The sequence below is a fragment of the Acinetobacter sp. Swhac1 genome, from assembly GCF_013390985.1.
Taxonomy (GTDB): domain Bacteria; phylum Pseudomonadota; class Gammaproteobacteria; order Pseudomonadales; family Moraxellaceae; genus Acinetobacter; species Acinetobacter towneri.
Map to the genome: position 1 here is coordinate 1 of NZ_JACASN010000052.1, position 7,906 is coordinate 7,906.

A 7,906-nucleotide genomic window follows, 5' to 3' on the forward strand; every position below is an offset into this window, starting at 1 on the left:
ATGAAATCAATAGGATTGCCATGTGCATCAACAATCAAATGTATTTTTGAGGAGTTTCCTCCTACACTTTTAGAAATAGATTGATTCGCTATGCCAGCAGAATGTTGATGAGCACGTACATGAGAGCCATCAATAAAAATCCACTCCATATCGGGGCATGAGGCTAGTAATTTGAATAATCTAAGTAACTTACCGCTGCTTGACCAACGATTAAAACGTTTGAAAATAGAGTTTGAATGACCAAAACAACAAGGAATATCTCGCCACGGACAGCCTGTTCTAATTCTATAGAGAATAGCTTCAATAAAATTGCGTAAATTTGAGTTGTGGTGAATGGATAAATTACGCAGAATAACTTTCAACTTTTGCCAGTGTTGATCTGTCAGCATGGTACGAGGCATAGCGAATAGTAAAATTGGGTTCGGCGATTTGATTTTACTACTTCGCTATTTTTTTAAGCTAAAAGTGTCAACACACCCTAAATCTTTGGCACTAATTTTCAACACAAAAGCAATTTCATAAATTTTTTCAACAGTGAGATTAACCTCGCCACGTTCAATACGTCCCATATAACTACGATCTATCCCACATTGAAGAGCAAGGGATTCCTGAGTTAATTTTTGTTGTGTTCGTCTATTGCGGATTAATTGACCGATTGCTACTGATAATTCTGACATTTGTAACTAATTGCTCAAAAGAGAAATATCATCAATTGAGGACTATATATCCGCGGACTATAATCCTCTTTTTTATCAAAAAGATTTAATAGCTATGTTTCAATTTTATCTTCCACATACAGAAAAGTTTGAAAAAGTTTTTCTTCAAAATGAAATCCATGAATGGGAAGCGAAAATGTTTTTAAAAAAAATAAAAAATCTTAAAGGAAAAAATTCTACCATTCATGCATCGCATATATATGCATCTTTAAGAACATTATTGCGTCATGGATTCTTGAGTTTTAAAAGGTCAGAAAGTAACAGTCGTATATTCCTTTATAGTGAAACTGAAAAACTGAAACAGAATAGAAATCATTTTTTAAATAGCCGCTTAAAAAAGGTTATAGAACTTGAAAAAAGTTTAATAAACAAAAACATAATTAGCTTAAACACTCAAAAAGAGTACTTGCATGAACTCGTATTAAAATATCCTGAACTTAATTCAGAATTTATAAATTTAGATCAAAAAATTGATTTATACGGAGAAGAAAAAAGAGAGAAATTAAAGATTTTAGATAATATTTTAAAAATATTACGAAAATAAATAAGATAATATTTTTCAAAAATATTTACTTAAAAAACAACAAATTAATTAAAAAAAATAACTTGATTTAATTTTTTTTTGAAACTAAATTTCCTCCTATATCTTACAAATTTCAACGCTATGGCTAAATCTATTGAGCAAGTTAAGACAGAATTTCAAAAGAAAGGAATATCCTTTTCGGATTGGGCTAAGGAGAATAACTTTTCAACAGAATTGGTATATAGAGTCTTGAAAATGAATAGACTTCCTATTCGAGGAGAGAGTCACAAAATCGCAGTTAAATTGAGAATTAAAGATGATTGATAGTTGTGTGAAATTATTAATACGTCTTTTTCATGAACCATCAAATTTCTCATACTTAAAAATACTCTTGGAGTAATTATGAAAAAATAGAGAAAAATTCAATAAAAAACGGACCTTAAAAGGATCCGTTGGTGACTTTATATAGAAGAATATAAAGACGTGAGAATCATAGTATCTTCTCTGTATCGTCACCAGTCAAGTAAGTGCTATTCGATCGCAATAGTACAGATTAGCTCATTCTCAAATGTCTATTGAGAATAGAATTACTTATGGATGAACCGATATGTCTTATAAAACAGTTTTTTCAAAAACTGATATTCAAACCAATATCTTGAAACAAATTAGGATTGCCTTTGAATCAACAGCAAATGTAGCAGCTACACTTCATGGGCAACGTAAGATCCACCAAGGAGCATTTGGTCGTCGAACCTCTCTCTTCCCTAGTGAAAAGTGTTGTGGAGCAATACCATTAGAAAGCCGACTTGAACTTGCTCATGCACTATCGTTAGAACAAGATCCAAATGTCTTAAAATATCGCTCACAAGCATTAAAAATTTTACTGATCAATGAACAGTATTGTTTTCCAGATTTTTTAGTTCAAACCCAAAAAGGTGATTATGAAGTTCACGAAGTCAAACCATCCATAGCATCATTATCAACTGATGACTTAAACCGCTTTGCAATACTTTCCGATCTACTCCACTCAATTGATATTACTTTTAAGTTAATAGATCACAGAAATTTACCTAATGAATCAGAGATTTCTCAGTTGCTTTATTGGTATCAAAGAGGACATCAATACAACTGGAATACTTTCGAAATTAATTACGCTTTAGACCAGTTAAAGCTCAAAGAATTTGATAACTCAACGCAAGCCTATAAAACACTTGAATCAATTGGTCTTAAACAAGAACTAGCAGATTATCTATTTTTTCATCAAAGAATAAAGATTGGCGGAGTCAAAAAAGAAATAAGAGAGGCTCATTAACATGAATAATGCTCTTTTTATTCCCCAGCCAGGTTTTCGTTTTTATTTTAAAGAACATCCTGATTATATTTTTGAAATCGGTTCTGTAACCTATAACGCTATACGTTATGCAGCTATTGCGGGGGGTAAATCATTTTCGATATCCCCAAATGAGTTTGAAAGCCGGTATACATCAGGTGAAATTTTATGTGTCTTCGCACCAGATAAACTGATGATTAACCCCAAACATAGTATTGCGATTCATCGAAGAGAACGTTATGTAATAAGCGCCTTGCAGCTATTACAATACCCAACGAGTAATAATTTACTTTCACAATTAATACACCACATATCTGCTGAAATCCAAGACCCTAACCCACCTTCTAGCCGCACTGTTGCGAGATGGATAGCTCAATATAAGTCTGCTTTGGATAACAAGCTCAGCTTAAAACATAAATCGAAAGGCAATTTCACTTTGCGGTTCAGTCCAGAAATTTATCAAATTCTAAATCAAGCTATTAATGAGGTATATCTAAAACCAGAATACAGAAGTAGTAAAGATGTCCAAGCCCATATGCTTGGTCAGTTCATAGAGCAAGGCATCCCATTAGATAGTTTACCAACACGCAGATGTATTCAACGATATATCAAGAAATTAGATCCATTTATTGAACTGAAAGTAAAAAAAGGCTCTCGAATAGCAAAGAAAAAATTTCAAGCAGCGGGTAAAAGTATTATTAGTCCTTTTGCTATGTACATGGTCGAAATTGATACGCACTATCTCGACATTATTGTTATAGACCCAAAAACAAAAACTGCTTTAGGGCGGCCTTTTCTAGCATGTGCAATTGATGTTTACTCAAGAACAATTGTTGGATCTTATATCAATATGTACCCACCTAGTGCTGCAACAACATTAGAAGTAATTAAAGACATGATTACTCGGCCGAACCAAAAGCTACCAGGAGGAATTCCAAGCATCATCATTCCAGATAATGGTGTGGAATTTAAAAATAATGCTCTCGCAAGAGTTTGTGAACAACTGAAAATTACTCTAACTCCTTCTCAAGTTGGTACGCCTAATAACAAACCGCACATTGAACGTTTTTTTAGCACGCTGACACATGGAATTCTTCAAAAGCTACCTGGTACAACCTTCTCCAACCCAACAGAAAGAGGTGAATATAATTCCAGTAAAAATGCACAATTAACTTTGGAGCAACTAAGAGAATATATAAGCAGATGGATTAATGAGGTCTATCACCAATCTATCCATCACACGACAGGACGCTCACCCATCATCATGTGGCAAGATGCTATTGAAGATATCCAGCCTAGTTTTCTAACAGAAATAGATGCCAAAATTCTCTGTCGTAGGCCTATTGAAAGAAGTATTAATCACGGTCAAGTCCGAGTGGACAATATCAGTTATTTTTCTCATGCACTTACTACTTTACAAGCACAAGGCATAAAGACCGTTACTGTGCTTGTTGATGACTTAAATTTGAATGAAGTTTTTATCATTAATCCCAACAATAAAGATGTCGTCATTCAAGCGGACTCAACTAATCAAGACTATACATTTGGATTGACTCGTGTAACCCATTTAGAAGTTCAAAAACTTAAGAAAAATCAGTCACAATTAGATATAAAAAAGATCGGTCCAATGTCCGATTTATATTATTTATACAAACTTATGCACGAAATTCAAACCAATCTTGTCAGAAAAAAGCCAAGGTTAAAACCACTTACACTAGAGCTTCCCAAGCAGCTACAAAGAGTTGAAGAACAACTTCTTTCGAAGGAAAAGGATATTTCTGAACAATCTATTTCCACTATAAATACACCTACTTCAATTGATCAGTTTGGTTCTTTGGAGGTATTGAAACATGGAAAAATTTGACAACCGATTTGAACGGATTCGATCTATTAACAATATTGTCATTACCTCAAATGAATTTATGGCAGCTTTTACTGGTATACAAGATTGTGTCAAAAGAAGTATTTCTTATAGTGAACCAGTTGGAAGCATGCTGCTGGCAGAAGGAGGATTAGGAAAAACAACTTTATGCAAAGCAATCTTAAGCTTGATGCCACGTTCAGAAAAAACTGAAAAGGATCATAAAAAATCTATCATCCCAGCATGTTATGTAGAAGTACCCTCACCTGCCACAGTGAAATCATTAGCCATAATGATGCTCAAAGAACTGGGGGATATCACTTGTGAAAATGGATATGGTACGACTGAATACTTAACAAGTAGGCTTATTCATTTACTTGCCCAATGTGAAACCAAGCTTATATTTTTAGATGAGTTCCACCATTTATTTGAGCGTAAACCGACGTCGACAAGAATGAATCGAACTACAGGCAATTGGATTAAAACCTTAGTGAATAGAACTGGAATCAGTTTTTGTTTAGTTGGTTTACCTGAGTTTGTACCACTACTTCAAATTGATAGCCAAATTGCACGCAGATTTCAATTCATCTACCAGCTAAACCCATTAACTGTTGATCCCTCACAGGGGGGAAGTATGTTTGCATTTCTTGCCGAAGTTTCAAGAATTCTCGATAAGCAAAATATCACCTTCATGCCAGCTTTAGATAGCCAACTGGTAGGCATGCAAATTCAATTAGCAACGAAAGGTTATCACTCATACATTATGAGCCTTATTAGAGAAAGTATTACGCATGCTTTAAACGATGGTCGGCAGGTTATTAACTCTAATGATTTCAGTTATGCCTGGAAATTAGGTATCACGATATACATTAGCAAACAAAGTAAAAATCCCTTCGAAATGAATATGTCTCAAATTATCTCACTCATGAAATAAATATAATTATGCAAAATACTCTTTTAATCCAAGCAATTCCTTATGAAGATGAATCACCAATCAGCTTCCTACTAAGAACCGCCAAACTTAATGCACATAGTTCAATCTTTAATTTAGTCGGTAAAGTTAATTATCAATCTATCATTAAGGAATCACTCAATTACCATCTTGTAGACGATGTTCGCTTTAGCTTAGTTTTAAATGCTTTAAATATAAATAGTGATTACTCATACCTAGCATTTGAAAGATCAGGTCCTACAAATAGATCACCTAGAATAATAGGTGCTATTGAAGTGGATCATGAATTGCTTGTATTAGATAACATACGCTACTGTCCTATTTGCCTTGCTGAAAATGCGTATTTAAAAAAATTATGGATGCTCAAACCAATTTATGCATGCCCAACTCATTCTTGTTTTTTAATCGATTCTTGTCCCAATTGTGACAATCCTATCACATTAAAAGCGAGTGTAAAAAACTGCTCGTGCTGTGGTTATGAACTGGATAAAGCTCCCACCAGAGAAGCAACGTCTCTTGAAACAATTTATTGGTTTATTGACGTTCTAAATAATAACTCCAATAAACTGTTTAAAGAGTTCACAGCTTGCTGGAAAGCCTTCAATGAATTTTTTGAATTTGATGGATCTAATACAGACTTAAAGGTCTCTCTTTATGTCTATGAATATTTTCAGAGTCCTGAAACTTCAGTACTCAAACTAAGCTCATGTATCCATTCACGTCGTGATTACTCTCACCCAAGGATTCAACTATTACCTTTTTTAAAGTATGAACGATTTTTCAAACAGCACATTCAAACTGTAGAAGAAAATGCTTACGAATACAAAATTAGCGAAAAAAGTATTTCTAGAAAACTTAGCAATTATCAGATAAAACGTGTTTTGAAGGTTTCTCGTTTCGAGCTTGAGAAATTGATAGAAAGTGACTATTTGAAGTTTGGAAATAAAGAGCTTTATCATGGAAATATCTCAAGTTTAGATATTGAGCGCTTTATTATGGGCTTAAACAATGTGGATCAACCTACATTCGAAATACTAGATACAGTAACTATCTGTAATGATTGCATTGACTTAAAAGAGATTTCTAAAACTTTAGAAATCAATTATGAAACAGCAAGGAAACTGGCAAATAATGGATGGTTTGATGTAGACAAAAACGTTCAAATTGCAGATAAGCCCCAAATGTACTCAAAAAAAAAGTTCATACATTCCAAAGCAAATACATGCTAGTTGCAACGTTGGCTAAACAATTTAGAGTAAACCCTACAAATCTTGTGGAGAAATTAGAATCAATAGGTATAACGCCCGTTCATGGACCTCATATTGATTCGACCCCAATTAATATTTTTTTAAAAAACGATGTTCAAGATATTAATTCAAATGATTTAAACTCAATTCAACACTATCCCACACGTACTGGTAGGCGAAAAGATACGCTAGGATCTTTAACTACCAGTTTGAATTATTACTCGCTAAGAGATGCAGCTACACTTTTAAAAATTAGCCCAAATAAAGTTGCAGTACTTGTTCAAAAAGGAATTCTTAACAAAGATAAGAAAAACCCTTTATCAGTTCAAATCCAAGCTTGCTCGCTATTAAATCTTAAGAAGAAGCTCGATAGCGAGGATTATATTTCCTATCTAGATGCAACAAATCAATTAAATTGCCCTATCAATTGGATGCAAAAATATTGGTGTGAAACAGGTTTCTTAAACATTGAAAATCTAGTTTATTGGAAACTTGTAAGTAAGAAGGAACTAACAGCTGTTTTAGAGCTAAAACAGGAATATGTTACTGGTGCTGAAGCAAGTGCAATTCTAAATATGCGTCACTCACATATTACCAACTTACAAACTCAAGGTTTTATAAAACCTTACTATTTTGGAAAAACAGATAAAAGAGTAAGGCTTTTCAAGAAGACCGACGTTTTAAAACTAATAATTTGAAATATTTTAACGGTGAGCTAAATCACGATTATAAGATTGTTTAGCTGGTACGATACAAAACCGCCATTAATGGCGGTTTTCAAATTAAAATAATGCTCAAGAATAATTAATGTCTCCTAAGTTAGATGACCTAATCAATGATAATAGATTAGAGCGACTATTCTCAACAGAAGCTAGCTACTGCATACTTCAACTCGAGATATTACAAACAGACCTTATTTCTTCATATAAAGGTGTCATTTAAAAATCCCCCTTCTAAAAAATTCTGAATATGAACATAAAACTCCCATTTAGCTGTTGGCTTTATCTTCTTTTCTATATTTAAACTCGGTTGAAATTGATATATAAGATGAGATTCAATACTATCTAAAAGTTCATGAGCCAAAGCTTCTGGTTGAATCCAATCAAGAGAAATATATTCCTCATCATTATGAAACCAAACTGTACTTCTATATAAGCTGTCATTAAAAAGTAAACATGTATTCTTTTCCGAATTGGTTTGATACTCTCTCCACCCATTGCTCTATTTTATCAGCTGTCATGACTTGAAAATCTCGCCAATAATATTTCATCTGCTTC

The 7,906-nt window shown here is 33.4% G+C and carries 8 protein-coding genes and 2 pseudogenes; 7 read left to right on the top strand and 3 right to left on the bottom strand.

Annotated elements, in window-relative coordinates; genetic code table 11:
- A pseudogene (locus tag HX743_RS15055) lies at nucleotides 1–401 on the bottom strand (IS5-like element ISAba31 family transposase); the annotation flags it as partial.
- A gap of 45 nt (nucleotides 402–446) precedes the next feature.
- The gene (locus tag HX743_RS15060; protein ID WP_087662168.1) at nucleotides 447–677 is read right to left on the bottom strand and encodes a helix-turn-helix domain-containing protein; all 231 of its coding nucleotides are present in this window, start codon (nucleotides 675–677) and stop codon (nucleotides 447–449) included.
- Between the two features lie 94 nt (nucleotides 678–771).
- On the opposite strand from HX743_RS15060, the gene HX743_RS15065 reads away from it, so the two are divergent.
- The 7 genes from HX743_RS15065 to HX743_RS16480 all read left to right on the top strand — a co-directional run bounded on the left by HX743_RS15065 (nucleotide 772) and on the right by HX743_RS16480 (nucleotide 7,327).
- A complete protein-coding gene (locus tag HX743_RS15065; RefSeq protein WP_143225370.1) occupies nucleotides 772–1,260 on the top strand; it encodes a hypothetical protein in 489 nt (162 codons plus the stop codon).
- A gap of 120 nt (nucleotides 1,261–1,380) precedes the next feature.
- Nucleotides 1,381–1,563: a DNA-binding protein gene (locus HX743_RS15070; RefSeq protein WP_087662181.1), complete on the top strand. Its 183-nt coding sequence runs from the start codon at nucleotides 1,381–1,383 to the stop codon at nucleotides 1,561–1,563.
- Between the two features lie 283 nt (nucleotides 1,564–1,846).
- A complete protein-coding gene (locus tag HX743_RS15075; RefSeq protein WP_087662170.1) occupies nucleotides 1,847–2,551 on the top strand; it encodes a hypothetical protein in 705 nt (234 codons plus the stop codon).
- Nucleotide 2,552: 1 nt separating this feature from the next.
- Entirely contained in the window at nucleotides 2,553–4,433 is a 1,881-nt protein-coding gene (locus HX743_RS15080) for a Mu transposase C-terminal domain-containing protein (protein ID WP_087662171.1), read from the top strand.
- On the top strand, nucleotides 4,420–5,364 hold the full coding sequence (locus HX743_RS15085; RefSeq protein ID WP_178319611.1) for a TniB family NTP-binding protein: 945 nt from the start codon (nucleotides 4,420–4,422) through the stop codon (nucleotides 5,362–5,364). Before HX743_RS15080 ends, HX743_RS15085 begins: the two co-directional genes overlap by 14 nt.
- 8 nt (nucleotides 5,365–5,372) lie before the next feature.
- Nucleotides 5,373–6,611, top strand: coding sequence for a TniQ family protein (locus HX743_RS16475; protein ID WP_228148564.1), 1,239 nt, complete (start codon nucleotides 5,373–5,375; stop codon nucleotides 6,609–6,611).
- Nucleotides 6,605–7,327: a hypothetical protein gene (locus tag HX743_RS16480; protein WP_228148565.1), complete on the top strand. Its 723-nt coding sequence runs from the start codon at nucleotides 6,605–6,607 to the stop codon at nucleotides 7,325–7,327. Before HX743_RS16475 ends, HX743_RS16480 begins: the two co-directional genes overlap by 7 nt.
- Before the next feature lie 464 nt (nucleotides 7,328–7,791).
- Here HX743_RS16480 and HX743_RS15095 read toward each other — a convergent pair.
- A pseudogene (locus HX743_RS15095) lies at nucleotides 7,792–7,906 on the bottom strand (transposase); the annotation flags it as partial.